General features: G+C 67.4%; 27 protein-coding genes. 16 read left to right on the forward strand and 11 right to left on the reverse strand.

Annotated elements, in window-relative coordinates; genetic code table 11:
* Nucleotides 1-9 precede the first annotated feature (9 nt).
* Genes AC1DF3_RS09695 through AC1DF3_RS09720 form a run of 6 tightly spaced genes read right to left on the reverse strand, consistent with a single transcriptional unit; the run spans nucleotide 10 to nucleotide 5180 of the window.
* Nucleotides 10-1143, reverse strand: a complete 1134-nt coding sequence (locus tag AC1DF3_RS09695; RefSeq protein ID WP_478139499.1) for a cupin domain-containing protein — start codon at nucleotides 1141-1143, stop codon at nucleotides 10-12.
* A gap of 13 nt (nucleotides 1144-1156) precedes the next feature.
* Nucleotides 1157-1861 carry a fumarylacetoacetate hydrolase family protein gene (locus AC1DF3_RS09700; RefSeq protein ID WP_478139500.1) on the reverse strand — a complete coding sequence of 235 codons (705 nt, stop codon included), beginning with the start codon at nucleotides 1859-1861 and terminating at the stop codon, nucleotides 1157-1159.
* A 28-nt stretch (nucleotides 1862-1889) separates the two neighbouring features.
* The gene (locus tag AC1DF3_RS09705) at nucleotides 1890-3104 is read right to left on the reverse strand and encodes an NAD(P)/FAD-dependent oxidoreductase (RefSeq protein ID WP_478139501.1); all 1215 of its coding nucleotides are present in this window, start codon (nucleotides 3102-3104) and stop codon (nucleotides 1890-1892) included.
* 9 nt (nucleotides 3105-3113) lie between these two features.
* Nucleotides 3114-3431, reverse strand: coding sequence for a non-heme iron oxygenase ferredoxin subunit (locus AC1DF3_RS09710; protein WP_478139502.1), 318 nt, complete (start codon nucleotides 3429-3431; stop codon nucleotides 3114-3116).
* An 8-nt stretch (nucleotides 3432-3439) separates the two neighbouring features.
* On the reverse strand, nucleotides 3440-3910 hold the full coding sequence (locus AC1DF3_RS09715) for an aromatic-ring-hydroxylating dioxygenase subunit beta (protein ID WP_478139503.1): 471 nt from the start codon (nucleotides 3908-3910) through the stop codon (nucleotides 3440-3442).
* A gap of 1 nt (nucleotide 3911) precedes the next feature.
* Entirely contained in the window at nucleotides 3912-5180 is a 1269-nt protein-coding gene (locus AC1DF3_RS09720) for an aromatic ring-hydroxylating dioxygenase subunit alpha (protein WP_478139504.1), read from the reverse strand.
* A 129-nt stretch (nucleotides 5181-5309) separates the two neighbouring features.
* On the opposite strand from AC1DF3_RS09720, the gene AC1DF3_RS09725 reads away from it, so the two are divergent.
* The 16 genes from AC1DF3_RS09725 to AC1DF3_RS09800 all read left to right on the forward strand — a co-directional run bounded on the left by AC1DF3_RS09725 (nucleotide 5310) and on the right by AC1DF3_RS09800 (nucleotide 19360).
* Entirely contained in the window at nucleotides 5310-6224 is a 915-nt protein-coding gene (locus tag AC1DF3_RS09725; protein WP_478139505.1) for a LysR family transcriptional regulator, read from the forward strand.
* Between the two features lie 225 nt (nucleotides 6225-6449).
* Nucleotides 6450-6740 (forward strand): hypothetical protein, encoded by a 291-nt coding sequence (locus tag AC1DF3_RS09730; protein ID WP_478139506.1) that lies wholly within the window; start codon nucleotides 6450-6452, stop codon nucleotides 6738-6740.
* 64 nt (nucleotides 6741-6804) lie between these two features.
* Nucleotides 6805-7851 (forward strand): phospholipase D-like domain-containing protein, encoded by a 1047-nt coding sequence (locus AC1DF3_RS09735; protein WP_478139507.1) that lies wholly within the window; start codon nucleotides 6805-6807, stop codon nucleotides 7849-7851.
* A 107-nt stretch (nucleotides 7852-7958) separates the two neighbouring features.
* A complete protein-coding gene (locus AC1DF3_RS09740; protein ID WP_478139508.1) occupies nucleotides 7959-8411 on the forward strand; it encodes a hypothetical protein in 453 nt (150 codons plus the stop codon).
* Nucleotides 8412-8444: 33 nt separating this feature from the next.
* A complete protein-coding gene (locus AC1DF3_RS09745; protein ID WP_478139509.1) occupies nucleotides 8445-9287 on the forward strand; it encodes a DUF2092 domain-containing protein in 843 nt (280 codons plus the stop codon).
* 21 nt (nucleotides 9288-9308) lie between these two features.
* On the forward strand, nucleotides 9309-9911 hold the full coding sequence (locus tag AC1DF3_RS09750; RefSeq protein ID WP_478139510.1) for a hypothetical protein: 603 nt from the start codon (nucleotides 9309-9311) through the stop codon (nucleotides 9909-9911).
* Between the two features lie 36 nt (nucleotides 9912-9947).
* Nucleotides 9948-10706: a porin family protein gene (locus AC1DF3_RS09755; protein ID WP_478139511.1), complete on the forward strand. Its 759-nt coding sequence runs from the start codon at nucleotides 9948-9950 to the stop codon at nucleotides 10704-10706.
* Between the two features lie 78 nt (nucleotides 10707-10784).
* Nucleotides 10785-12275, forward strand: coding sequence for an arylsulfatase (locus AC1DF3_RS09760; RefSeq protein WP_286531087.1), 1491 nt, complete (start codon nucleotides 10785-10787; stop codon nucleotides 12273-12275).
* A gap of 21 nt (nucleotides 12276-12296) precedes the next feature.
* Complete coding sequence (locus AC1DF3_RS09765) at nucleotides 12297-12767, forward strand: (2Fe-2S)-binding protein (protein ID WP_478139512.1); 471 nt, start codon at nucleotides 12297-12299, stop codon at nucleotides 12765-12767.
* A 10-nt stretch (nucleotides 12768-12777) separates the two neighbouring features.
* Nucleotides 12778-15015: a xanthine dehydrogenase family protein molybdopterin-binding subunit gene (locus AC1DF3_RS09770; RefSeq protein ID WP_478139513.1), complete on the forward strand. Its 2238-nt coding sequence runs from the start codon at nucleotides 12778-12780 to the stop codon at nucleotides 15013-15015.
* A gap of 5 nt (nucleotides 15016-15020) precedes the next feature.
* A complete protein-coding gene (locus AC1DF3_RS09775; RefSeq protein WP_286531092.1) occupies nucleotides 15021-15236 on the forward strand; it encodes a hypothetical protein in 216 nt (71 codons plus the stop codon).
* Between the two features lie 88 nt (nucleotides 15237-15324).
* Nucleotides 15325-15783: a cupredoxin domain-containing protein gene (locus AC1DF3_RS09780; protein WP_478139586.1), complete on the forward strand. Its 459-nt coding sequence runs from the start codon at nucleotides 15325-15327 to the stop codon at nucleotides 15781-15783.
* Nucleotides 15773-17386, forward strand: a complete 1614-nt coding sequence (locus AC1DF3_RS09785; protein ID WP_478139514.1) for a cbb3-type cytochrome c oxidase subunit I — start codon at nucleotides 15773-15775, stop codon at nucleotides 17384-17386. The genes AC1DF3_RS09780 and AC1DF3_RS09785 overlap by 11 nt, the downstream gene beginning before the upstream one ends.
* Entirely contained in the window at nucleotides 17386-18246 is an 861-nt protein-coding gene (locus tag AC1DF3_RS09790; RefSeq protein ID WP_478139515.1) for a c-type cytochrome, read from the forward strand. Before AC1DF3_RS09785 ends, AC1DF3_RS09790 begins: the two co-directional genes overlap by 1 nt.
* A gap of 147 nt (nucleotides 18247-18393) precedes the next feature.
* Entirely contained in the window at nucleotides 18394-18693 is a 300-nt protein-coding gene (locus AC1DF3_RS09795) for a hypothetical protein (protein ID WP_478139516.1), read from the forward strand.
* Between the two features lie 253 nt (nucleotides 18694-18946).
* Nucleotides 18947-19360, forward strand: a complete 414-nt coding sequence (locus AC1DF3_RS09800) for a hypothetical protein (protein ID WP_286531098.1) — start codon at nucleotides 18947-18949, stop codon at nucleotides 19358-19360.
* A 60-nt stretch (nucleotides 19361-19420) separates the two neighbouring features.
* Here AC1DF3_RS09800 and AC1DF3_RS09805 read toward each other — a convergent pair whose 3' ends face one another.
* From AC1DF3_RS09805 to AC1DF3_RS09825, 5 genes are all read right to left on the reverse strand, one after another.
* Nucleotides 19421-19852 (reverse strand): SRPBCC family protein, encoded by a 432-nt coding sequence (locus tag AC1DF3_RS09805; RefSeq protein WP_286531100.1) that lies wholly within the window; start codon nucleotides 19850-19852, stop codon nucleotides 19421-19423.
* Between the two features lie 65 nt (nucleotides 19853-19917).
* Complete coding sequence (locus AC1DF3_RS09810; protein ID WP_286531101.1) at nucleotides 19918-20250, reverse strand: cell envelope biogenesis protein TolA; 333 nt, start codon at nucleotides 20248-20250, stop codon at nucleotides 19918-19920.
* A gap of 197 nt (nucleotides 20251-20447) precedes the next feature.
* Complete coding sequence (locus AC1DF3_RS09815) at nucleotides 20448-20693, reverse strand: hypothetical protein (protein ID WP_478139517.1); 246 nt, start codon at nucleotides 20691-20693, stop codon at nucleotides 20448-20450.
* Nucleotides 20683-21843 (reverse strand): tetratricopeptide repeat protein, encoded by a 1161-nt coding sequence (locus tag AC1DF3_RS09820; protein ID WP_478139518.1) that lies wholly within the window; start codon nucleotides 21841-21843, stop codon nucleotides 20683-20685. The genes AC1DF3_RS09815 and AC1DF3_RS09820 overlap by 11 nt, the downstream gene beginning before the upstream one ends.
* Nucleotides 21840-23345, reverse strand: coding sequence for a DUF4331 family protein (locus tag AC1DF3_RS09825; protein ID WP_286531107.1), 1506 nt, complete (start codon nucleotides 23343-23345; stop codon nucleotides 21840-21842). The genes AC1DF3_RS09820 and AC1DF3_RS09825 overlap by 4 nt, the downstream gene beginning before the upstream one ends.

The following is a 23345-nucleotide window of genomic DNA, read 5'->3' on the forward strand; positions in this document are numbered from 1 at the left end:
GGGCCACGACTACTCGCCGTCGATCGTGGTCGCGCGGTGGGCGTTCAGCGCCTCGAAGATCGGGGAATCGCTGAACCGGAAGAGGTCGAGGCAGACGTGAGCGGGGTCGCACTGGGCGCTGAAGGGCGCCCATGACGGCACGACGAACATGTCGCCGCGCTTCACCGACCAGACGCGCTCACCGACCTTCACCGTGCCGCTGCCCTCGAACACCTGGAACACCGAAGAGCCGACTTCCTGGCGCTTCAACGTGCTGGCGCCGGACTTGATGCGGTGCATTTCCGTCCGGATCGTCGGCAGCACATCACGGCCGGTGCTCGGATTGGTGAAGCGCACCGCCGCATGGCCGGGGCTCACGGTGCCGGCGTGGCCCTCGGCCTCGAGCACGAGCTGATCGGCCAGTGCCCGATCGGTGTCCACCCAACGATAGGCCAGGAGCGGCGTGGCGCTTGGCGCCTCGGGCTGCGACAGGGGGCGCAGTCCGGGATGGCCCCAGAGGCGCTCGGAGCGCGACCGATCGGGCGTTCCCATCTCGGTGCTGGCGACCCGCTCGCGTCCGAACTCGAAGAATTGGGACTCCGTGAGGTAGGAGAACGGGATGTCGAGGCCGTCGATCCACGCCATGGGCGCGGTGGCTGCGTTGTGATGCGAATGCCAGTTCCAGCCGGCCTGCGGCAGGAAGTCGCCGCGCGACATGCGCACGGGGTCGCCGTTGACCACGGTCCAGACGCCTTCGCCTTCGACGACGAACCGGAACGCATGCTGCGTATGGCGATGCTCGGGCGCGTTCTCGCCCGGCATCAGGTACTGGATGGCGGCCCACAGGGTCGGCGTCGCGAAGGGGCGGCCACCCAGCCCGGGATTGGCCAGCGCGATGGCACGCCGCTCGCCGCCGCGGCCCACGGGCACGATGCGCCCGGCCTCACCGGCGAGTTCCAGCAGCCGGTCCCAGCGCCAGAGGTGCGGCATCGCCTTGCTGCGCGGATGCTTCGGCATCAGGTCGCCGATCTCGGTCCAGAGCGGCACGAGGAGCTCGGCCTCGAAGCCGCGATAGAGCGCTTCCAGCGCCGGGGTTGGGTCAGGCTGACCCGGCCCGGCGACGGCCTGCAGGCGAACGTGAGAAGGGGCGGTGTCGTCGGTCATGGGACTCCGGATCTTATTCGGCCGGACCGATGTCGAGAACGATCTCTCCGACGCCAGCCACGCTGCCATCGATGCGGTCGCCAGGCTGCAAGGGGCCCACGCCTTCGGGCGTCCCCGTGAAGATCAGGTCGCCCGGCTGGAGATGGTAGAACTTCGACAGGTCCTCGATGAGTTCCGGAATATTCCAGATCAGCTTGTCGAGGTCGGAGGTCTGGCGTGGCTGGCCGTTGACGCTCAGGGTCAGCGCGCCGGTCTCGAGCACCTTGCCCGGCATCGGCACGATCTCGGACACGACGGAAGATTGCTCCACATCCTTGCCGAGGTCCCACGGCCGGCCCTTGTCGCGCGCGACCAGTTGCAGGTCGCGGCGCGTCATGTCGAGGCCGCAGGCATAGCCGTAGATGAGCTTGGAAGCGTCTTCACGTTTGACGCGGAAGCCCGGCGTCCCGATGGCCACCACCAGTTCCATTTCGTGGTGGTAATTCTTCGTCTCGGGCGGGTAGGCCACGGTCGCGCCGGACTCCACCAGCGTCGACGGGCTCTTCGTGAAATAGAACGGGACTTCGACCGACTTGTCGACCGGGCGTCCCATTTCGACCGCGTGCGCGTGATAGTTGCGGCCGACGAAGAACAGGCGGTTGACGGGAAGGCGCTCGGCCTTGCCGCGCACCGGCAGCGACGGGATGGCGGGAGGCGTCCAGAGATAGGTCGTGGTCATGTCTTTGTTCAAAAAGAAGGAGGTGAAGCTAGAGCTTGGCGAGCGCTACCTGGAGGTCGGCGAGTTGCCCCGGATCGACAGGGGTGCGGCGTTCGATCAGGCGCCGCGCGAACCGCAGCTCACGCGCGGAGTTCGGGCCCAATGCCGCCACCACGTGGTCGCCATCGAGAAAGAACATCACGAAGGCATTCGAGTCCGGGTCGCCCCGGACGACAACCTGATGCTGCGGGGCGGGCATGCCGTAGATCTGCAGATTGACGTCGAACTGGTCGGACCAGAACCACGGCAATGGCTGGTGCGTGACATCGGTTCCGAGTGCGGAGCGGGCGGCGGCAATGCCCTGCTCCTGCGCGTTCTGCCAGGACTCCAGCCGCATGCGCCGGCCGGCCCATTCGCTGTGCCAGACGGCGACGTCGCCGGCGGCGAGGATGTCGGGGTTCGATGACCGGCAATGCGCATCGACGCAGACGCCGCCGTCGCACGCCAGTCCGGCTTCGCGCGCGAGTTCGTCGTTGGCGATCAGGCCCACGCCGACGAGCACGGTGTCGCATCCGATCTCGCGTCCGTCGCTCAGGCTGGCGCTCAATCCGTTCGCCGACTCTGCCAGTCGCTCGACGCCGGCACCGAGCTCGATCCGCACGCCATGGGAGGTGTGCAGGCGCTGCAGGTAGCTGGAGATCCCGGGCGGAACGGTCCGTTCGCAGAGCCGGCTCATGGCCTCCACGACCGTGACTTCCATGCCTTTCTTGCGGGCCGTGGCCGCCACTTCGAGGCCGATCCATCCGCCGCCGATGACCAGCAGGCGACGGCCGGCGACCAACGCCGCACCCAGCGATGCCGCATCCTGGAGGTTTCGCAGCGTGTGAACGCCTGGCAGGTCGGCGCCCGGAATGGTCAGGCGGCGGGCACGCCCGCCGGTGCAAAGAATGAGCTTGTCGTAGCCGACGGACTCGCCGTCGGCGAGTCGTACCTGCTTGGCCGCCGGGTCGATGGCCGCCGCCGTTGCGTTCGGTCGCCAGTCGACCCCGAGGGCATCGAAGGCCTCCGGCTTCTGCAGGTAGGCCGTGTCGGCGTGGGCATCACCCGAAAGGATCGCCTTCGACAGCGGCGGACGCTCGTACGGCCGATGGGGTTCGTCGCCGATCAGCACGACCCGGCCCTTGAAGCCCTCGGCGCGCAAGGTCTGCGCCGCCCAGCCGCCAGCCTGGCCGCCGCCCACGATGACAATCGTCTCGGTGCGCATGGCCGCGAATCAGGCGAGCGACAGGAACACGCGGCCCGCCTCGATCTTCACCGGATAGGAGCGGATCGCTTCGGTCAGGGGTGCGCACATGGGGGCGCCGTTCCGGACGTCGAATCTTCCCTGGTGCAGGGGGCACTCGATCTCGTGGCCCTCCAGGAAGCCCTCGCAGAGGCGCGCGTGGCCATGCGTGCAGATGTTGTCGGTCGCGTAGATCTCGCCCTCGACGTTGTAGAGCGCGATGTCGCGGCCATCGACGTTGACGCCGATCACGTCGTCCGTGGGCACCCCGTCCAGAGGCACGGCGTCGGTCCATTGGGAATCGCTCATGACTGTCCTCAAAGCGGGTAGATGATCGAGTTGGGAATCATCTCGCTGTCGTAGATGACCTGCCGGGATGCGAACTTCAGTCCTTGCTCGGTGCGCACGACCGTGTCGATGTAGCGGCCGACGCTGAAGACCGACGACAGCTCGGACAACTTGGTGCGGAAGACCGCGTAGTTGGCCTCGCATTCGAAGCGGTCCGCCTCGGCCTTCAGGATGACCGGTGCACCCACCACATGACGCTGGTAGTAGGGATCATGGAACAGCGTCTCGCGGATGCCGTAGACGCGGTCCTTCAGCATGCCCTTGCTCTCGAACGAGAGGGTGGCGAGCGGAAAGCCGCGTTCGTGGTTCTCGCGCGGCTGCAGCCGGTAGCTGCATTCCTCGGTGAAGAATTCGGGCCAGAGTTCCCACTGGCCGGAGCTCACGGCGCTGGCGTAGCTGGCGTAGAGCTGGTTCAGGTCGAAGTAGTCCTGGAAGTTCATGTCAAGCCTCCATGACCTTGCGCCAGTACTCGTACATGCCGCGGATCAGCGTCTCCGTCACCATGTGGTCGGTGTCGCCGACCTCGCGGCCGCCGAGTTCCGCCAGCGTTCGATGGAAGGGCTTCTGCTCGAAGCCCTTCTGGGACAGTTCGATGACTTCGCCATCGTCGGCCGACACGAAGCCGGCCGGGCCGAACAGGTTGGCCTGGCGCAGCCGGCGCTGCGTCATCTCCGCATCGTCGTCCTCGAAGCCGAAATGCGTCCAGACGAAATCGAAGGCCCCCGGGCCGCTCGGCTGGATGTGCCGCGTCGACACGCTGTTGACCTGCTGCTGGAAGATCACGCTCGGGAACAGCGTCATCATCACCGCCGTCGGACCACCCCACCAGGGCTCGGGCACGATGTCGAGAAAGCGAGGGTCGTTGAGCTGCATGCTCTCCTTGAAGCTCGACACCTGCGTGACCTGGTCGGCCTTGCCGCTCGCGCCCCGGGTCGAGATCATCGCCGCGTGGCGGTGATGGCGATCCATGCGGAGTTCGGACTTGTTGTCCGCGCGCCAGAGGCCGAAGGTGACGAACCAGGTGTGGAGCAGGCCCGGGTGGTAGGGGTCCTTGATGTTCTCCTGCATCAGCTTCCAGTTGCCCGGGATGCGCTGCCGGTTGTAGCCGAGGATGGTCAGCTTGCGGCCGTTGAACAGGCGATCGAAGTAGCCGAGGATCTCCGGTCCCATGAAGTCTTCGAGCGATTCGACGTCAGCGTCGAACGAGGCGAACACCACGCCGCCGCGGCTGGCGACTTTGAGCTTGTTGAGTCCATGGTCGGCGGGCTTGAAGTCGGCAGGCATCCCGCCGTTGACCTTGCCATCCTGCTTGACGCCGCGGCGAAACGGCACGCCCTGGAGATCGCCGGTGAGCGAGTAGTTCCACTGGTGGTAGGGACAGGTGAATCCTTCGGCCTTCCGGTTGCCGTGGCGCTCACGGCAGAACTGCATGCCCCGGTGCGCGCACACGTTCTCGACCACGCTGATGGCGTTCTCGGCGTCGCGGACCATGATGACCGAGCGCTCGCCGACCACGGTGCGCTTGAAGTCGCCGACCTCCGGAATCTCCGCCTCGAGGCCGACATAGCACCAATGGCCCTTGTAGAAGAGGCGCTCGAGCTCGCGCTTGTGCTGGTCGGCCTCGGTGTAGGCCATGAAGGGAATCCGGTTGGTTCCCTTGTCTTCCCAGTGGATCTTCTGGGGAAACACTGCTGCTGTGGTGTCATCCATGTTTGTCTCCTGTGAGGTCGTGCGGGACGACCTGCGTATCGCGGGCAGGGCAATCATCGGCCGTTCGATCACATCGTTCAATAGAATATGGGCAATAGGCCATATTGATTCTGCGAATGGAAGGGCGGCATGGAACTCAAGGACATCGACCTGAACCTGCTGGTCGTCTTCCAGCAGCTGCTGATCGATAGACGGGTTTCTAAGGTGGCCGAGAGCCTCGGGCTGTCGCAGCCCGGGGTGAGCAACGCCCTGGCCCGATTGCGGAAGCTGACGGGGGACCCGCTGTTCCTCCGGACGCCCAAGGGCATGGAACCCACCCCCTTCGCCGAGCAGCTCGCCGAGCCGACGGAACGGGCGCTGTCGGTCATCCACCTGGCGATCAACCAGCGCGCGACCTTCGATCCTGCGACCTCCACGCGGGCCTTCAGGGTCGGGATGACCGACATCGGCGAGATCTACTTCCTGCCCAAGCTGATGAGGGAGCTCAAGCGCCTCGCACCCCACGTGTCGCTGAGCACGGTGCGCAGCGCCACGGTGAACCTGCAGGACGAGATGGAGGCGGGCCATGTCAGCCTGGCGATGGGCCTGCTGCCGCAACTCAAGGCCGGCTATTTCCAGCGCCGGTTGTTCAAGCAGGAGTACGTGTGCATGTTCCGGCGCGGCCATCCGCTGGACAAGCGATCGATCTCGCTGGCGGAATTTTCGGCCGCCGAGCATGTCGTCGTGATCTCGGAAGGCACCGGCCATGGCAAGGCCGACGAGTTCATGACCCGCAGGAAGGTGGCTCGAAGAGTGGTGCTCACCGTCCCGCACTACGTCGCGGTCGGCCACATCCTGCACGACTCCGACCTGGTGGCGACAGTGCCCGAGCGGTTGGCGCAAGCGTTGGCGGAACCTTTCGATTTGTCCTACGTCCGTCATCCGGCCAAGCTGCCGGAAATCGCAATCAACCTGTTCTGGCACGAGCGCTACAACAAGGATCCCGCCGTCGCCTGGCTGCGTTCGCTGATCGTCCGCCTGCACGGGGAAGGCGCGGCCGATTGAGGCGGTCCGGTTCTGTTCAGGCGGCACTTGATCGCGCCGCAGCTGCACGGAACTGGTGCGCCGATGGCGCGTGGGGCGTCCACGTACGTGCCAGTGCGTGGGCGCACGGATGGGCGAAGCCCGACCTGCAGCCTAGCATCGGATCGGTTCCGGTGCGAAGGCGCCCGGCTGCCGGCCTGGGGCACGCATGAGCCCGCCACATCGATCAGCCACCGAGGAAAAGTCATGAAGTCCCTTCTGATCATCGCGCTGCTCGGCATTGCCGGCTGCTCCAACTACCAGCCCCCGCCGATCTTCGCGGGTTTCATGTCGCCGCAGGTCTCGCGCACCAGCTGCATCGATGCGGTCTCGCGCGAGCGCAAGGTGCCCAAGGAGGACGTGAAGCCGCTCTACGACTCGCAGACCATGCAGGAGGGCTTCTACGTCGTCACGCTGAGCATCGGCGCCGGCCAGCGCAACATCAACTGCACGGTGAACGAGAACGGCGTCGTCTCCGACGTGATCAACGCGCGCTGAACGCCAGCACGACGCTGCGCCGCGGCGGCCGCAGCCGCCACCGCCTGGAAAACGGAGGCCCGCCATGTCCCATCAACTGATCGTCCTGCCGGACGATACCGCCAAGCCGATACTCGACGCCATCAACGGCGCCCGGACTGCGCTCAACATCCGCATGTTCCTGTTCACCGACGACACGCTGCTGGCCGCGGTGATCGCCGCCAAGCAGCGCGGCGTCAAGGTGCGCGTGATGCTGAACCCGGCACGGCGAACCGGCGAGACCGAGAACGAGGCCGCGCGCAAGGCGCTCGTCGATGCGGGCATCGAGGTGCGCGACAGCAATCCGAAGTTCGACCTCACGCACCAGAAGTCGATGGTCATCGACGACCAGCTCGGCTTCGTGGAATCGCTGAACTGGGAACCCAAGGATCTGACCGAGACGCGCGACTACGCGGTCCTCACCACGCACGAACTGGAGACCCGCGAGATGGTCGACTGCTTCGACGCCGACTGGTCGCAACAAGACTTCACGCCGCACCCCGACTCGCGCCTGATCTGGTGCCCCGACAACGGCCGGCCGCGGGTGGCCGCCTTCATCGACGGCGCCAAGCATTCGCTGTGGGTGCAGAACGAGCGCTACCAGGACACAGTGATCATCGAACGCCTGGTGCGCGCCGCGACCCGCGGCGTCGACATTCACATCCTCACCAAGCCGCCGCATTCCCTCAAGGCCGAAAAGCTGATCGAGGGCGTCGGCGGCCTGCGAATACTGCAGGACGTCGGTGCCAAGGTGCACACCATGAAGCACCTCAAGCTGCACGCCAAGATGATGCTGGCCGACGGCAAGCGCGCCATCGTGGGCTCGATCAACCTGGCGCCGGGCAGCTTCGACGGCCGGCGCGAGCTGGCGATCGAGACCGACCACGAAGCCACCGTGCAGCGGCTGGCGCAGACCGCAGAGCGCGACTGGGCCTCTTCGCACAAGATCGACCTGAGTGAGGCGGGCCTGCTGCACGACTTGGAGAAGCGGCAGCTCGATCCCAGCCACCTGGTGCTCGACGGCAGCGGCGACGCCGTCGAGCAGCCGGCGACGACGGCCAGGAAGCACCACAAGGTCAAGGGGAAGCACTGATCCTTTTCAGCGCCGCGCACCACGTACGTGGGCATACGTGGCCGCCCGGCTGGTCTTACCGCGTCGCCGCTTCCAGAATCGATCGCCGCGCCAACGAAGGAAACGTCATGAGCACACTTCTCGCAGCCACGATGGCCAGTTCGGTGATCGCACGGGGTCCAAGCACCATGAGTCGCCTCAAGAAAGTCGCTGCGGTGGCACTGGTCGCCATGGCCGCAGGCTGCGCAACCACCGATGCGCTGAACAACGACAACCTGGCGATCGCCGCCGGGTTCAAGATGATCACCCCGAAGAAACCGGACCAGCAGGCGATCCTCGCCAAGCTTCCCAAGGACAAGGTCAGCCCCGTGACCTACCAGGGGGCGATCTACTACGTGCTGCCCGATGCGATGAACAACGTGGCGTACGTGGGCGGCGCGACCCAGTACCAGGACTATCAGCGCTTGCGCGTCGCCAAGCAGCTGAGCAACAACAACCTCGAGGCCGCCCAGATGAACGAGATGGATTGGGGCGGCTGGGGCGGCTGGGGCGGACCCGCCTTCATCGGCTTCCGGCGCTAGCGGCGCGACGCCGGCAATACGCAAGGGGCAGGCATGAAGCAGCATCCATGCATCCGGGCCGTTCTCCTGGCCGCGAGCCTGGCCTGTGTGGTCGGGGCGCAAGCGCAACAGGCACGGACCGACGGTCCGGCGCCGCGGACCCGGGTCGCGCCGGCCGCGCCGCAGCTCGAAGCCAAGGCCATGGATCTGCTGCGCGCCATGAGCGGCGCGCTGACCGGGGCCTCGTCCATGATGTTCACAGCCGTGGCCAGCTACGAGACCCCCACGGCCATCGGCCCGCCGCTGGTCTTCTCGACCGTCTCGGAGGTGCTGGTGCAGCGACCGGACAAATTGCGCGTGATCACGAGCGGCGACGGCAAGGCCTCGGAGTACTACTACGACGGCAAGACCTTCACCGCGTTCGCACCGTCCGAGAACCTCGTGGCGATCGCGCCCGCGCCGCCTACCCTGGACGCCGCACTCGAAGCGGCCTTCAAGAATGCGGCGATCTATTTTCCGTTCGCCGACGTGCTGGGGGCCGATCCCTTCAAGAATCTCACCGAAGGCCTGACCAAGGCGTTCTACGTCGGTGACTCGAGGGCCGTGGACGGGACGACGACCGACGTGATCGCGGTGGTCAGCGACGAACTCTTCATGCAGATCTGGATCGGCGCCGACGACAAGCTGCCACGCCGGCTGCGCGCGACCTACCGGGGCGATCCGCTGCTGCTGCGCCACCAGGTGGACCTTTCGAAGTGGAAGCTCGACCCGGTCGTGGCCGCGGAAGCCTTCGCATCGGTCAACGCGGCCAACGCCCGCAGGATTCCGCTGGCCGCCCCGCACGCCGCGCCTGCAGCCCCCCAGGGCAGGGGCGGCAGGCCGGCCAAGACTCCCTGACGGGCCGAAAGGAACTTCGACATGAATCCACGGAATGCCACTCCTCTTCTGCTGGCGGCCGCGCTGCTGGCCACGGGATTCCCGACGACGGCGGCGGCGTGGGCACGGGCCAACGCGTGGGGGGGCCGCACGGTCGGCGGTTTCGGTGGCTTCACGCACGACAACGCGTTCGGCGGCAGCACGACGCACAGCTGGTATGGCGGAACGAGCCACACGAACCGCTTCGGTGGCACCACGACGGGCGCCTACGGCATGGGCGCCGTGCACACCACGGCGGGCGGCTTCACCACCTACCATCCACCGGCCTATGGCTACGGCGGCTATGCGCCGTACTACCGGCCCGTGGGCGTGCCGTACTACCACCCGGGCTGCTACTACGACTGCGGCGGCGCCGTGGCCGCCGGCGCCGCGGTCGGGCTGGCAGCGGGCGCGGTCGCCGGCGCGGCGATCGCACGGGCCAACACCATCCCGGCCTACCCGCTGGGCGCCGACTTTTCCACGCTGCCGGCCGGCGCGACCTATGTCGACCGCGGCGGCGTCACGTACTACCAGGTCGGCGGCTCCTGGTTCCGGCCTTCCTTCGGGGCCAACGGCGTCTACTACAGCGTCGTCGCGGCGCCCTGACGGCCTCCCGAGTCGCACGCGGCCCAAGGAGCAGGCATGCACCGAGCCGGAGCTTTCATCGCCACCCGGCAGGTCGCGGGCATCGTTGCGGCGTTCGCGTCGCTGTCGGCCGCGGCGCAGGTTGCACCTTCGCAGGACGCGTGGCAGTTCGAAATCATTCCCTACCTCTGGGCGCCGGGCATCTCGTCGGATCTTCGGCTCGGTCCCTTGCCTGGCAGCAGTTCGCACGTGAGTTCCACCGGCGTCCTCGGCGCGCTGGACTTCGGCGCCATGGGGACGCTGGAGGCCCGCCGAGGCCCCTGGGGCGCGCTGCTCGACATGCAGTACGTCAAGCTCGGCGTGTCGCGTCAGGGCGTCCTGGGCGCCCCGCTCGGCCTGGACGTCGACTACACGCAGCAGATCTACACGCTGGCGGGCCTCTACCGCGTCCTCGACAGCCGGGTCACGGTCGATCTGCTGGCGGGCGGACGCTACGTGAACGCCAGGACCGAGATCGACCTGGCCCCCCACCTGCCCGGGCCCCGCCGAGAGGATTCGGTCGACTGGTGGAACGGCATCGTCGGCGCCCGCGTCATCGCACCGATCGACGACAAGTGGTCGCTGATGGGCTACCTCGACGCCGGGTGGGGCAACTCGACATCGAGCTGGGAAGCGATCGCCGGCGCCAGCTACCAATACTCGCCGTCGGTCTCCTTCAAGTTCGGCTATCGCTACCTGCGCTTCAGCCGCGACGAAGGGCTGCTGAACATGGTCGCGCTCGGTGGCTTGTTCGCGGGTGCCGGATTCCGGTTCTGACGGCGCCCGCTGCGTGATCTGCCTTCCCAGGTCGTTTGTTCGAGGTGGCCTGGCACCTCCCCAACCCGAGGAAAAATCATGACGACGAAGAAGCCCAACATCCTGATTCTCTGGGGCGACGACGTGGGCTGGTGGAACATCAGCTACAACAGCCGCGGCCAGATGGGGTATCGCACGCCCCACATCGACCGCATTGCCAATGAAGGCGTTGCTTTCACCGACTACTACGCGCAGCAGAGCTGTACCGCGGGCCGGGCCGCCTTCATCACGGGCCAGAACCCGATCCGCACCGGCCTCACCAAAGTAGGCATGCCGGGCGCCGCCGTGGGGCTGCAGAAGGAGGACCCGACGATCGCCGAGATGCTGAAGCCGCACGGGTACGCCTGCGGGCAATTCGGCAAGAACCATCTGGGCGACAAGGACGAGTACCTGCCCACGATGCACGGATTCGACGAATTCTTCGGCAACCTCTACCACCTCAATGCCGAGGAAGAACCCGAGGACCCGGACTATCCGAAGGACCCTGCTTTCAAGAAGCGCTTCGGCCCGCGCGGCGTGCTGCATTGCCTGGCCGACGGCAAGGGCGGGCAGACGATCGAGGACACCGGCGCCTTGACGAAGAAGCGCATGGAGACCATCGACGACGAGACGACGGAGAAGGCGTTGAAGTTCATCGACAAGTGCCATGCGGACGGCAAGCCCTTCTTCCTCTGGTACAACACCACGGCCATGCACTTCAGGACGCACTGCGCCGACAAGCACAAGGGCAAGAGCGGCGGCCAGGGCGACTACAACGACGTGATGGTCGCGCACGACGAGCACATCGGCGAGATGCTCGACAAGCTCGACCAGCTCGGCATCGCCGACGACACGATCGTGATGTATTCGACGGACAACGGCCCGCACTTCAACAGCTGGCCCGACGCCGGCATCACGCCCTTCCGGGCCGAGAAGAACACCAACTGGGAAGGCGGCTGGCGGGTGCCGTGCTTCGTTCGCTGGCCCGGCAAGTTCAAGGCCGGCACGGTCATCAACGGCATCGTGTCCCACCAGGACTGGATGCCGACGCTGCTGGCCGCTGCCGGCGAGGAAGACATCAAGGAGAAGCTCGTCAAGGGCTGCAAGATCGGCGAGAAGGACTTCAAGGTGCACCTCGACGGCTACAACATGCTGCCCTACCTGAGCGGGCAGGCGAAGGAGAGCCCGAGAGAGGCGTTCTTCTACATCAGCGACGACGGCGACATCATGGCCATCCGCATGAAGGACTGGAAGGTCGTGCTGATGGAGCAGCGCGCGAAGACCCTGCAATGCTGGTTCGAGCCCTTCGTGAGATACCGGGCGCCGAAGATGTTCAACCTGCGGCGCGACCCGTTCGAGCGGGCCGACGAAAACTCGAACACCTACTGGGACTGGGTCATCTCGCATGCCTACATCGTCTACGCGATGCAGGGCGCGGTGGCGCAGCAGATCGAGGCCTTCGTCAAGTTCCCGCCGCGGCAGAAGCCGGCGGCGTTCAATCTCGACGAGGTCATGCGCAAGCTGCAGGAGTCCTCGAGCGCGGCCCACTGAGGCCTTGCCTGAAAGCGCGCCATGGCGATCTCCGTCCAGCTGACCGTCAACGGCAAGCCGGAGACGCTGCGGGCCGACGACCCGGCCATGCCCTTGCTCTATGCCTTGCGCAACCAGCTGGGCCTGCACGGCTTGCACTTCGGCTGCGGGCTGGCGCAATGCGGCGCCTGCACCGTGCACTACGACGGCGAGCCGCTGCGCAGCTGCGTGATGCCGCTGTCGGCAGTGGCCGGCGCCCGCATCGTGACGCTCGAAGGCCTCGGCACGCCGGACCGGCCGCATCCCCTGCAGCAGGCCTTCGTCGACGAGCAGGCGGCGCAGTGCGGCTACTGCATCAACGGGATGATCATGCAGGCGGCGGGGTTGCTGGCGACCAACCCGCATCCGACGGAGCAGCAGGTGCGGCAGGCGCTGGCCGCCAACCTGTGCAAGTGCGGCACGCACGTGCGCATCCTGCGCGCGGTGATGCGCGTGGCGGACCGCAATCCCTGAAGGGCGCGAGATGGCCGCACCCCCGGTTCCCCTGTCACGGCGCGCGATGCTCCGAGCCGGCGGTGCGCTCGCGGTGGGCTTCACCCTCCGTGTCCCAGCCCAGGCAGCCGACGAGTCGTCGGCGGGGAGGGCGGCGCGCGGTCGGGTCGTCTCCGCGGACGAGGTCGACGGCTTCATCGTGATCGACGGGCAAGGCGGCGTCACGCTCTACAGCGGCAAGGTAGAACTGGGCACCGGCGCCCTCACTGCGCTGACGCAGATGGCGGCCGAGGAACTCTCGCTGCCATTCGAGCGCTTGACACCGGTGCAGGGCGACACGCTGCTCACGCCCGACCAGCGGCCGACCTATGCGAGTTTGTCGGTGCAGCAGGGCGGCATGCAGATCCGGCGCGCCGCGGCGACGGCGCGCGAAGCCTTGCTCGAGCGGGCGGCGCGGCAACTCGGCACGACCAAGGCGGCGCTGCGCGCGCAGGGCGGCCGGGTGGTCCCCGTGGCGGGAGGCGGGGAGGGGCTGTCCTATGCCGAGCTGGTGGCGGGCGCGAGCCTCTCGCTGCCTGTCGATCCGGCGGCGCCTCTGAAGGACCCGCGCGACTACACGGTCGTCGGCAAGCCCGTTCCTCGCCTCGACATTCCGAGCAAGATCTTCGGCCGCTTCGATTTCGTCCATGACGTCCGCGTGCCCGGCATGCTGCATGCGCGCATGGTGCATCCCGCGTCGGCCGGCGCCAGCCTGGAAGCCTTCGACGACACGCCGTGCAAGCGAATTCCGGGTTATCTGCGCACGGTACGCAAGGGCGACTTCCTCGCCGTCGTCGCGACGGACGAATGGGCCGCGGTTCGCGCATCGACCGCAATCGTGGCGCGCTGGAGCGCATGGGCCGGCCTGCCCGACGAGGCCCGTCTGGTCGAGTATCAGCGCGGCGCGAAGGTCGACCGCGACCAGGTTTTGCAGGCGCACGGCGGCACCCCCATCGGTGCGGCCGTGGCGGGACGCCAGCTGCGCGCCAGCTACGACTTCCCGCTCAACACCCACGGCTCGATCGGGCCTTCGTGCGCGGTCGCCGACTTCAAGGACGGCCAGCTCACCGTGTGGACGCCGTCGCAGGCCAGCCACCTGCTGCAGAAGCAGCTCGCCGCCATGCTGGGGCTGGCGACCGGCAAGGTGCGCTGCATCTATGTCGAAGGTGCGGGCTGTTACGGACGCAACGGCTCCGACGACTGCAGCTCCGAGGCGGCGCTGATCGCCATGCAGATCAACCACCCGGTGCGGCTGCAGTGGATGCGCGCCGACGAGCACGGCTGGGACCCCAAGGGCCCGCCGACCCTGCTCGACTACCGGGCCACGCTCGACGCAGAAGGGCGCATCGCGGCCTGGGATGCCGACATCTATCTGCCCGAGCGGCCGATGCGGCGCTCGGGCGCGACACTGCTGGGTGCCGTGCTGGCGGGGCTGCCGCGCTACGGGTCAGACGAAGGCATCTATGACCCGGGCCTGGGCATTCCCTACACGCTTCCCGACAACCGGCTCACGGCCCACTGGCTGGTCGACACCCCGCTGCCCGCCGCATGGATCCGCGCGCCCGGCCGCATGCAGAACACCTTCGGCACGGAGAGCTTTCTCGACGAGATCGCGGCGGCGACGGGCACCGATCCCTTCGAGCTGCGGATGCGGCACCTGAGCGACCCGCGCGGCCGCGAGCTGATGGAGCGGCTGCGCAGCTTCGCCCGCTGGGAGCCGCGTGCCTCCCGGCCGCGCGACCCCGGCGAACTCGCGCGCGGACGCGGCATCTCGTATGCCAAGTACGAGCTGGTGCGCACCTACGTCGGCGTGGTCGCGGACGTCGAGGTGCATCGCCCGACCGGCGCGATCCGTGTGCTGCGCGTCGCGGTCGTCCACGACTGCGGCCAGATCATCAACCCTGACGGCCTGCGCAACCAGATCGAAGGCAACGTGGTGCAGACCGTCAGCCGCACCCTCATCGAGCAGTTGCGCTTCAGCCGCAGCGCCGTCACCAGCCTCGACTGGGCCAGCTACCCGATCCTCACCTTTCCGGGCGTGCCCGAGGTTGCCGTCGACCTGATCGACCGCCCCACCGAGGTGCCTTGGGGCGCGGGCGAGCCCACTACCTCTGTGATTCCGTCCGCCATCGCCAATGCGGTCTTCGACGCCACCGGCGTGCGCCTGCGCTCGGTGCCGTTTCGGCCCGCGGTGGTCCTTGCCGCGCTCGCGCAAGTCGAGAGGAAATGACCGCCATGCCATCGCACGACGCGACATCGAGGGACCATGTCTCGGCCTCGTCCCTGGCCGAGAACGTCGCCTTCCACGGCAGTCCGCAGGAAATCGAGCGCATCGGCGATGCCGGCCCGAGCGGCGCCTTCGCGGTCGCCGGGTTGGCGGTGTTCGTGCTGCTGCTGCTCTGGATCGCCTTCTTCTTCTTCGTCTTCGCGCCGCGGGGCAGCAGTGGCTGAGGTCGACCTGCTTCCCGGCGTGACCGACGGCTCCGAGCGCCGCTGGGCGCGCGTGGTGGCGGTCGTCGTCGCGCTGGTGGTGGCGCTGATGATCTACAGCGGCCTGCACTGGAGCGCGATCGCGCCCGCGCCGGTGCAGGCGATCGATGCCGCCACGCTGCACCTGTCGGGCGAATTCATGGAGGCCAACCTGGGCACCGCCATCGAGCCCGACGGCTCGGCGGTGGTGCGCGTGCTGGCACAGCAATATGCGTTCGTGCCCGCCTGCATCGTCGTGCCGGCGAACACGCCGGTCACCTTGCGCATCACCAGCCCGGACGTGGTGCACGGCTTTCTGATCGTCGGCACCAACGTCAACAGCATGGTGGTGCCGGGCTATGTGGCCGAGTTGCGCACCCGCTTCGATCGCGCCGGCGAGCATGTCATGCCATGCCACGAATACTGCAGCGTCGGCCACGAAGGCATGTGGGCGCGGGTGAAGGTGCTCGAACGCGCCGAGTTCGATCGCCTGCACGGCAGCGAGCGGAGGGCCTCCTGTGCAGGGTAGCCGCAAGCTCGTGCTGGCCCACTTCGGGGCGGCCTTCGCGATGCTGGCATTCGCGATTCCGCTCGGTGCCTGGCAGATGCTGGTGCGCAGTCCGCTGCACCGCTGGGTCGACCCCGAGCGCTACTACATCGCCGTGACGGCCCATGGCAGCACACTCGCCTACATCTTCCCGACGCTGGTCGCGATGGGTTTCGGCTATGCCGTGTGCGCGGTCGCGCTGGGCCGGCCGATGCGCGGCATGGCCATGGCGTGGCTGTCGCTCTGGCTGGTGCTCGGCGGCGCCGCCATGGCGCTGCTGACGGTGGCTGGCGGCAAGGCGACGGTGCTCTACACCTTCTATCCGCCGCTGCTCGCGAGCGCCTGGTACTACCTCGGCATCCTGTGCGCGGTCGCCGGATCGTGGATCTGGGTCTGGCTCATGGTCTGGCACTTCAGGCAATGGAAACGCGACCATGCAGGCCTGCCGGTGCCGCTGGCGATGTTCGCCACCACCGCCGCGGCGCTGCTGTGGGCCTGGACCTCGCTCGGGGTCGGCGCGGAGATCGTGTTCCTGATCCTGCCCAATGCCTTCGGCTGGACGAGCTCCATCGATCCAGGCCTGGCCCGCGTGCTGTTTTCCTGGACCTTGCATGCCATCGTCTATTTCTGGCTCATGCCGGCCTACATCGCGTTCTATGTGCTGCTGCCGCAGGCCGCGGGCGGGCGTCTCTACAGCGACCGGATGGGCCGCATCGCCTTCCTGCAGCTGCTGGTGTTCTCGATGCCGATCGGGCTGCATCACCTCTTCACCGACCCGCAGGTCGGCGCCGGCTTCAAGTTCCTGCATGCGGTGTTCACGGGCATGGTCGCGGTGCCGACGCTGCTCACGATCTTCACCATCTGCGCTTCGCTGGAGATCGCGGGGCGGCTGCGCGGCGGTCGCGGCCTTTTCGGCTGGGTGGCGGCATTGCCCTGGCAGCAGCCGATGGTGCTGGCCTCGGGCCTGTCGCTGCTGATGCTCGGGCTGGGCGGCGCCGGCGGGCTCATCAACATGAGCTACGCGATGAATGCGACGGTGCACAACACGCAGTTCGTCACGGCGCACTTCCACCTGATCTTCGGCGGCGCGGTGGTCATCATGTACTTTGCCATCGCCTACGAGCTGTGGCCGCGGCTCACCGGCAGGGCGTTGCCGTCGGCGCTCATGCGGCTGCAGCTGTGGAGCTGGTTCGCGGGCATGCTGATCGTCACGCTGCCATGGCACGTCGTCGGCCTCATGGGACAACCCAGGCGCATGTCCTACTACGACTACACGGACCCGGCGCTGGCGCCGCAGGCGATCTGGGTCGCGCTGTCTGCAGTCGGCGGCTTCGTGCTCGTGCTCTCGACGCTGCTGCTGGTCGGCATGCTGCTCGCTTCGTTCCGAAGAGGCATCAGCGTGCAGCCACCGTTGCGCTTCTCGCTCGCCATCGATCCGCCGCGCAGCCTGCCTGCGTCCTTGAACGGATTCGGCGTCTGGGTGGTGCTGGTGGCGGCGCTCACGGTGACCAACTACGGCTTTCCGATCGCGCAGGCGCTGGCGGCGCGCGGCAGTGCGGTGGCGGCATTCCCGACGGGGGGGTGATGACCACCGGCTCGCGACCGCCCCCTCGCGACCGCAGGTTCGCGGTCTGGATCGGATCGATCGCGGCGCTGCTGGTCGCCGCCACGGCAGCGGGATTCGTCTGGCTGCCGGCGGTACAGGCCGGGCGCGACGGGCCCGGCTTGTGGGACGCGATCTGCAGTGCGATCGGGCTGCCCTCGCGCGACGCGCGCGCCGCCGCGGTCGCGGGCGCCGAGCCGCCATCGAACGTCGCCTGGACCGCTGCCACGCAGCAGCTGCTCGCGGGCGCGAATCCAGGCCGGGGCGCCGCGCTGGCTGCAGCATCCTGCAACGGCTGCCACGGACCGGCGGGCGTGAGCGACGACGCCATCTTCCCGAATCTTGCGGGCCAGAGCAGGGCCTCGATCTACAAACAGCTGCAGGACTTCAAGAGCGGGCGGCGCGATCCGGCCGTGATGGGCGGCTATGTGGCCGCTCTGAGCGATCGCGATCTCAGCGATCTGGCTGCGCACTATGCGGCGCTCCCGGTGCCGGGCACGGCGCGGGGGCAAGGGCAGGCGCAGCAGGCCCCGGTCGATGCCGCGACGCTGCGGCTGGTCGACCACGGCGATCCCATGCGCGGCATCGCGGCCTGCGCCGCCTGCCATGGACCCATGGGATTCACCGCCGCCGCACCGCGGCTCGAGGGCCAGCAGCGGGCCTACCTCGAGGTCCAACTGGAAGCGCTCGCCAGCGGCGCAAGGCACAACGACATCGGCGCGCAGATGCGCGGCATCGCTCGCCAGCTGACGGCGCGGGAGATCAGTGGGCTGGCCGCCTACTACGCGGCCGCGCCCGCCGGCGATACCGATTCGCGATCGAAGTCGACCCGCACGAAGTAGCCTTGGAATCGGGGCTGCGCGGACACGTACGTGGGTGTAGGTAGGCGCCCCTCTGGATGTTCGCCCCCCGAACTTTCACAATGGAACGCCGGGTGCGTCGAGAGTCACTCGACCTGCCCGGACCATTCAACCTGCTGGGGACATGCAATGAGCAAATCGGTCGCGGTCATGGTCGCAGGCCTTCCTGCCGTGAGACGCTTCGCCTTCGCAGCCGTCGTCGCCGTCTCGCTTTCGGGTCTGGCCCGGGCCCAGGGCGACGGCGGCAGCCAGACGGCCTGCGAGTTGCAATACAGCACCTGCAAGCAGACCGCGCGTGCCGACTACCAGTTCTGCCGCAATGCCTCGGAGAAGAATTGCCGCCAGCGCTTGAACCGGTCGCTGCAGAGTTGCAGGAGCAGCCAGAGCCGATGCGCCAACTCGACAGCGGGTATCCAGTTCAGCGGATGACGGAGGGCGTCGGAAAAAGCTTGCCTTGGTCTCGCCGATCGCCGATATTCGCCCCAGCCGTTGGTCTCCGTTCATCCTCAGACGGGCCTTTGGTCAGAGCCATCGCGGATGTTGCTCCATCGGCGATGGCTCGATTGATTCCAGTCGGCCCATTGCGAGTTTCCTGTCAACCGAAGGCACGAGGCCTTCGTTGTGCCATGACCTCCGCCGATGGCCGAGGCGAATCGCCCTTCAAAACACACGAGGAAATTCGATGACCAAACTTCTCGCAGTCATGCTCACTGGCCTGTTTGCAGCAGGCGCCTATGCCCAGAACCCGGCTGGCGCATCGTCGGAGCAACAACCGGTAACAAATAGCAAAGCGCAGAATCGCGCCCAAGCGAGGGTCGAGTCGCGTCCCCAGGGCAAGGTACGCAAGCCCACGGGCGATGAAGCCAAGTCCAGCGAGATCAACCCCGAAGCGGCTGGTGGGAAGGCCGCCGTCGCAGGCCAGAACAGGGCTGATGCGAAGCCCCAAGGGATGGCAAAGAAGCCGGTGGGCGATCTGGGCACCACGCCTGAACTCAATCCGGAGGCCAGCGGTGGCAAGGCGGCGGCAGCGGGGCAGGCGAAGGTCGGTGCACGCGACGCGAAGGCTGCAGCGAAGAAGCAGGCCGCCACGAACTGACCGGCCCTGGCGGCGGGGCGAACTGGCCTCTGGTGGCCTATCGTCCTCCCGCCGGGCAGTTCATCGCTTGACGTAGGCTTTCAGATTCTTGCAGGCGCTTTCGAACATCGATTCGAAATACATCTTCGACAGCGGACCGCCCAAGCTGACCGTCAGATGGGGCTCCATCGCAACGCGGTAGTTGAATCGGGTCTTGCCCGGCTCGATCTCTTCGAGTTGATAGTCTTCCGCCAGTGCATGGGCGAGCGGCATGGAAGTGCCGGTCGCGTAGAACGCCATGCGGCGCCCCGGCTCCCAGATGAAGAAGTGCTCGTCGATGCTGACAGTGGCCAGCGAGGCAGTGCGTGTGCTTCCGACGCCATAGGGTTTCTCGCTGGTCCAGACCACCTTGTGAATGGCGTGGAACCAGCGGGGCCAGGACTCGCCATCCTCGAAAATGGCAAAGACCCTGGACGGCAGCGCGTCGAGGTCGACGACGTTGCTGAACAGCATCGGCGCGGTGTCGAAGAACGCCGCGTCGACGGGGCGACATTCGAAGTGCACGGCGAGCGCTTCTGCTACTTGGCGGCCGGCATGCCGGGGGTACCGGGCGGCGCAGGGTATTGACCCGGCGTCTTGCCCGGATTGCCGGCCTCCCGGGCGTTGGCGCGCGCCTGACCCGCTGCTGCCGCCTTGCCCGAGCCGATGTCGTCGTTCAGGGGGGAGGTCACCTCGTCACCACCGACCTTCTTGACCTTGCCGTGCGCCCGCGCATTGTCCTTGGCCTGCGCCCGCTCCTGCGGCTTGCTGTTGGTGATGACCTGTTCCTGCGACGATGCGCCCGGAGGGTTTTGTGCGTATGCGCCGGCCGTGAACAGGCCGGCGATCAAGGTGGCGAGAATCTTGCTCATTGAGGGCTCCTTGGTGGGGTTGAGATTGCTCCTTGCAGCCATGAAGAACGACTGCCGCCACAGGCCATCTGCGATGGACCGGCCAACTCATTGTGTGAGTGCTTCCTCGACAAGACCATCCCGGCGGCCACCTACCGTCACGTACGTGAGAACCATGGCTGATCCTTGGATCGAACAGGCCAGCCGAGGCTCGCAGCTCAGTGCCAGGCGCCCCGCCATTGCGGATCGATCGCGATCCAGGCGGCGCCGTCGCTGCGATCCCAGCCCACGATCCGGAGTTCGAAAGAAGGCCCGTCCGTGTCCGCGGCCAGCGGCGTCGACGCGGAAGCAGGCACCGCGCCGCCCCCTCGACCGACGGCGGCGACCACGCCCAAGGATGCGAGCATGCCCCCGCCCGCGGCGATGCCGCTGCCGAGCACGAAGGTCCTGCGATCAATCGGCATGGCCGGGCTCCGGGTGAGGCTGTGCAGCGGCCAGCGGCGACTGCAGGAAGGCGGGCGTCGACCCCCAGCGTTGGCGGGCGGCGGCCAGGATGCTGGCGGCTTCCAGTGCCTCGCCGGCCTGGATCGCCGCGGCATGGGCTTTCTCGAAAGCCCGCAGCGTCGGGCGGTTCGCGAGGTCGATGGCGGTCAGCTCGAAGGCCCGGCGCGCGTCGTTGCCGCTGCCGGCATAGAACTCCGCCGCGTGGTCCGCGAAGGCGAGCGGATGCCGCGCAAGCAAGCGCTCGAAGCCGCTGCGGGCCGCCTCGCACAGCGCCTGCGCCTCGGCTGGCCGGCCCTGCGCCATCGACACGTCGCAAAGACGCCAGCTCACTTCCGGGTCGGCACTTGCGAGCACCGGAAGCAGCAGCGCGCGCGCCTCGGAGCAGCGTCCTTCGGCCGCTTCGATCTCGGCCAGGTGCACACGCGCCTTGACGTAGCCGGGCAGGTCCTCGATGGCCTTGGCGTACCAGCGGGCCGCCCGTGCGTGTTGTGGCCGGGGCGCGCGTTCACCCCACAGCACGCCGAGCAGGAAGCAGACCCAGGCCACCGCGAAGGGCGAGACGTCGCGGTAGGCGTCGAGGGCGCGGCAGTAGGCGCGCTCGGCCGCGTCGAACTCGCCGAGGTCCACGAGCAGCGAACCCAGTGGCACCCAGTCTTCCAGCCGGCCCGTTTCCCGGGCGTGGCCCCATCGCTGTTCCAACAGGACTTCGAGCGATACGCCGCAGGCCTGATCGATGCTCATGGCGAGCCTTTGGGCGGCGAGCGCGGGGCAGCCTCGATGCGTCGCCCGTGCCAGGCAGTCCCTCGCGAAGGCAAAGCGATGGGTCGAAGCTGCGACCTGGGCCTCGATGAGTGCCGTGCGCGCGGATTCCGGATCCAGCCGGACCAGGTGGCCCGCCAGCTGCTCCAGCCGGTCGTATGCGTCGAGATCCCCGAGGAACTGCGCATTGAGCTGCTCTTGCTCGATGAGACCTTCGGCGATGCCCGCTCGCAGCGGCGCCTGCCAGAAGCGGTTCCATGACTGGGCCAGCGTGCTGCGCAGGTTGATGGCTGCGATGACGCCGTCGGTGGCCTGGACCGGGCCGGTCGCGAGAGCGGGCTCGGCGATCATTGGGGGACGCCGAAACGCGGCTTCAGGCTGTCGAGACCAGTCTTCAGCAAGGTCGAACTGATGGTCTTCACGATGATGTCGGGCTGGCCGCCCGGCATGTACTGGACGCGCCATTCGACCGAACTGCCGCTGCCCTTGGGCTTGACGTCCAGAACGCCCGTGTAGTCGGTGGCGGGGATGCCGGCGATGGACGTGTAGCGGTAGCTGCGCCGCGCGTTGTCCATGGCGTCCAGACGTTCGATGAGCTGCTTGCCATCGATGGTCTCGATGGTGCGCAGCTGGCCGACACCCGTGCCGGTCAACTTGATGCTCGCGACCAACGGATGCCACTGCCCGCCGAAGCCGCCGATGAGCGCCCAGACCCGGTCGGGTGGTGCGGCGAGGTCCACGGAGAAAGCGATGTTCTGCAGTTCCGCATTGGGAGCGGCGAGGTACGGAAAGCGCGTCGTCCCCGGCTTGGTCGCGCCGGTCGAGCCGCCCTGCAGGAATTCCCGGTCGTGGTTCACCATCCAGGTGAGCAGGATGTCGATGACATCGGAATCCACCGTCCGCCCGCCGCCGGTCTGGTAGGGACGGCCCGCGAGCGTGCTCTTCTCGATCTCCAGGTGGCTGGTGTCCGAGGTGGGTTTCGTCACGTCGATCGTCATGAAGTCGTCGAGGAACATGTTGGCGTTGGCGGCCAGCGCCGCAGGCGTCCAGTCCTCCTTGCCGTCGCGCATGTCCCAGTTCTTCAGGCTGTCGACCATGCGCTTTCGGAACAGGGGCATCAACTCCTCGGAGATCGCGAACGGCGTCTGCTGGTTCCACAGGTCGCGAACGTCGTCGGTGCCTTCCATCCCGTTGTTGTTCAGCCGCATGTTGGTCTGCTCCGGACGGCCGACCCAGTCGATGCGCGGTGGGTCGTGGCCGATGAAGCCGCCAGGCTTCGGAATCGGAATGGTTTCGGCGATGACCCCGAAGAGCGACCCCTTCGCGGGGTCCAGCACGCGGCGGGTGTCGAACTCGATCAGGAAGGTCAGCACGTTGTCGTGTTGAAGCAAGTTGGGAAACTTTTTCATCTCGGCCACGATCCAGGCCAGGTAGAACGGATCCGAGCGCAGTCCCGCGAACACGCGGTAGGTGCCATCGGCCGAGGTCGAGCCGTTTTCATCGTCGACCACGAAGCGGATCGCCTGGCCACCGGGAACGGTGCAGGTGCCGCGCTGCAGCGGCCGCTTGCCCTGCGTGGCGCGCTCCAGGACGTCGAAGCGAAAAGTGAAGCGAAGTTCCGGATCGCTCGGCTTGAACTGGGTCTTCTCGCCCGTGCCGGCGATCGTCAGGCGGCGCGCGACGATGGCATGGTCGATGGCGTTCGAGAACATCGCCTGCGTGCCGGCGGACGGAAACACGTTCGCCGCCAGCACGGTGCGATTCGGGTCCGCCGGGCTGATGAAGGCGAACAGGTCGGTCAGGTCGGCCGAGGGGTCGCCGATCTGGCGCGGGCCGTCGACATGGTCGGACAT

The organism is Variovorax sp. 10N432, assembly GCF_056394465.1.

What these genes read in the sequence shown, in the direction of transcription:
- AC1DF3_RS09810 (WP_286531101.1), bottom strand. Translation starts at nt 20,250, where the DNA reads ATGAGCAAGATTCTCGCCACCTTGATCGCCGGCCTGTTCACGGCCGGC.
- AC1DF3_RS09775 (WP_286531092.1), top strand. Translation starts at nt 15,021, where the DNA reads ATGCCATCGCACGACGCGACATCGAGGGACCATGTCTCGGCCTCGTCC.
- AC1DF3_RS09820 (WP_478139518.1), bottom strand. Translation starts at nt 21,843, where the DNA reads ATGATCGCCGAGCCCGCTCTCGCGACCGGCCCGGTCCAGGCCACCGAC.
- AC1DF3_RS09715 (WP_478139503.1), bottom strand. Translation starts at nt 3,910, where the DNA reads ATGAACTTCCAGGACTACTTCGACCTGAACCAGCTCTACGCCAGCTAC.
- AC1DF3_RS09720 (WP_478139504.1), bottom strand. Translation starts at nt 5,180, where the DNA reads ATGGATGACACCACAGCAGCAGTGTTTCCCCAGAAGATCCACTGGGAA.
- AC1DF3_RS09740 (WP_478139508.1), top strand. Translation starts at nt 7,959, where the DNA reads ATGAGCACACTTCTCGCAGCCACGATGGCCAGTTCGGTGATCGCACGG.
- AC1DF3_RS09815 (WP_478139517.1), bottom strand. Translation starts at nt 20,693, where the DNA reads ATGCCGATTGATCGCAGGACCTTCGTGCTCGGCAGCGGCATCGCCGCG.
- AC1DF3_RS09765 (WP_478139512.1), top strand. Translation starts at nt 12,297, where the DNA reads ATGGCGATCTCCGTCCAGCTGACCGTCAACGGCAAGCCGGAGACGCTG.
- AC1DF3_RS09825 (WP_286531107.1), bottom strand. Translation starts at nt 23,345, where the DNA reads ATGTCCGACCATGTCGACGGCCCGCGCCAGATCGGCGACCCCTCGGCC.
- AC1DF3_RS09800 (WP_286531098.1), top strand. Translation starts at nt 18,947, where the DNA reads ATGACCAAACTTCTCGCAGTCATGCTCACTGGCCTGTTTGCAGCAGGC.
- AC1DF3_RS09705 (WP_478139501.1), bottom strand. Translation starts at nt 3,104, where the DNA reads ATGCGCACCGAGACGATTGTCATCGTGGGCGGCGGCCAGGCTGGCGGC.
- AC1DF3_RS09780 (WP_478139586.1), top strand. Translation starts at nt 15,325, where the DNA reads ATGATCTACAGCGGCCTGCACTGGAGCGCGATCGCGCCCGCGCCGGTG.
- AC1DF3_RS09695 (WP_478139499.1), bottom strand. Translation starts at nt 1,143, where the DNA reads ATGACCGACGACACCGCCCCTTCTCACGTTCGCCTGCAGGCCGTCGCC.
- AC1DF3_RS09760 (WP_286531087.1), top strand. Translation starts at nt 10,785, where the DNA reads ATGACGACGAAGAAGCCCAACATCCTGATTCTCTGGGGCGACGACGTG.
- AC1DF3_RS09795 (WP_478139516.1), top strand. Translation starts at nt 18,394, where the DNA reads ATGAGCAAATCGGTCGCGGTCATGGTCGCAGGCCTTCCTGCCGTGAGA.
- AC1DF3_RS09805 (WP_286531100.1), bottom strand. Translation starts at nt 19,852, where the DNA reads ATGCTGTTCAGCAACGTCGTCGACCTCGACGCGCTGCCGTCCAGGGTC.
- AC1DF3_RS09700 (WP_478139500.1), bottom strand. Translation starts at nt 1,861, where the DNA reads ATGACCACGACCTATCTCTGGACGCCTCCCGCCATCCCGTCGCTGCCG.
- AC1DF3_RS09725 (WP_478139505.1), top strand. Translation starts at nt 5,310, where the DNA reads ATGGAACTCAAGGACATCGACCTGAACCTGCTGGTCGTCTTCCAGCAG.
- AC1DF3_RS09770 (WP_478139513.1), top strand. Translation starts at nt 12,778, where the DNA reads ATGGCCGCACCCCCGGTTCCCCTGTCACGGCGCGCGATGCTCCGAGCC.
- AC1DF3_RS09735 (WP_478139507.1), top strand. Translation starts at nt 6,805, where the DNA reads ATGTCCCATCAACTGATCGTCCTGCCGGACGATACCGCCAAGCCGATA.
- AC1DF3_RS09730 (WP_478139506.1), top strand. Translation starts at nt 6,450, where the DNA reads ATGAAGTCCCTTCTGATCATCGCGCTGCTCGGCATTGCCGGCTGCTCC.
- AC1DF3_RS09710 (WP_478139502.1), bottom strand. Translation starts at nt 3,431, where the DNA reads ATGAGCGATTCCCAATGGACCGACGCCGTGCCTCTGGACGGGGTGCCC.
- AC1DF3_RS09755 (WP_478139511.1), top strand. Translation starts at nt 9,948, where the DNA reads ATGCACCGAGCCGGAGCTTTCATCGCCACCCGGCAGGTCGCGGGCATC.
- AC1DF3_RS09750 (WP_478139510.1), top strand. Translation starts at nt 9,309, where the DNA reads ATGAATCCACGGAATGCCACTCCTCTTCTGCTGGCGGCCGCGCTGCTG.
- AC1DF3_RS09790 (WP_478139515.1), top strand. Translation starts at nt 17,386, where the DNA reads ATGACCACCGGCTCGCGACCGCCCCCTCGCGACCGCAGGTTCGCGGTC.
- AC1DF3_RS09745 (WP_478139509.1), top strand. Translation starts at nt 8,445, where the DNA reads ATGAAGCAGCATCCATGCATCCGGGCCGTTCTCCTGGCCGCGAGCCTG.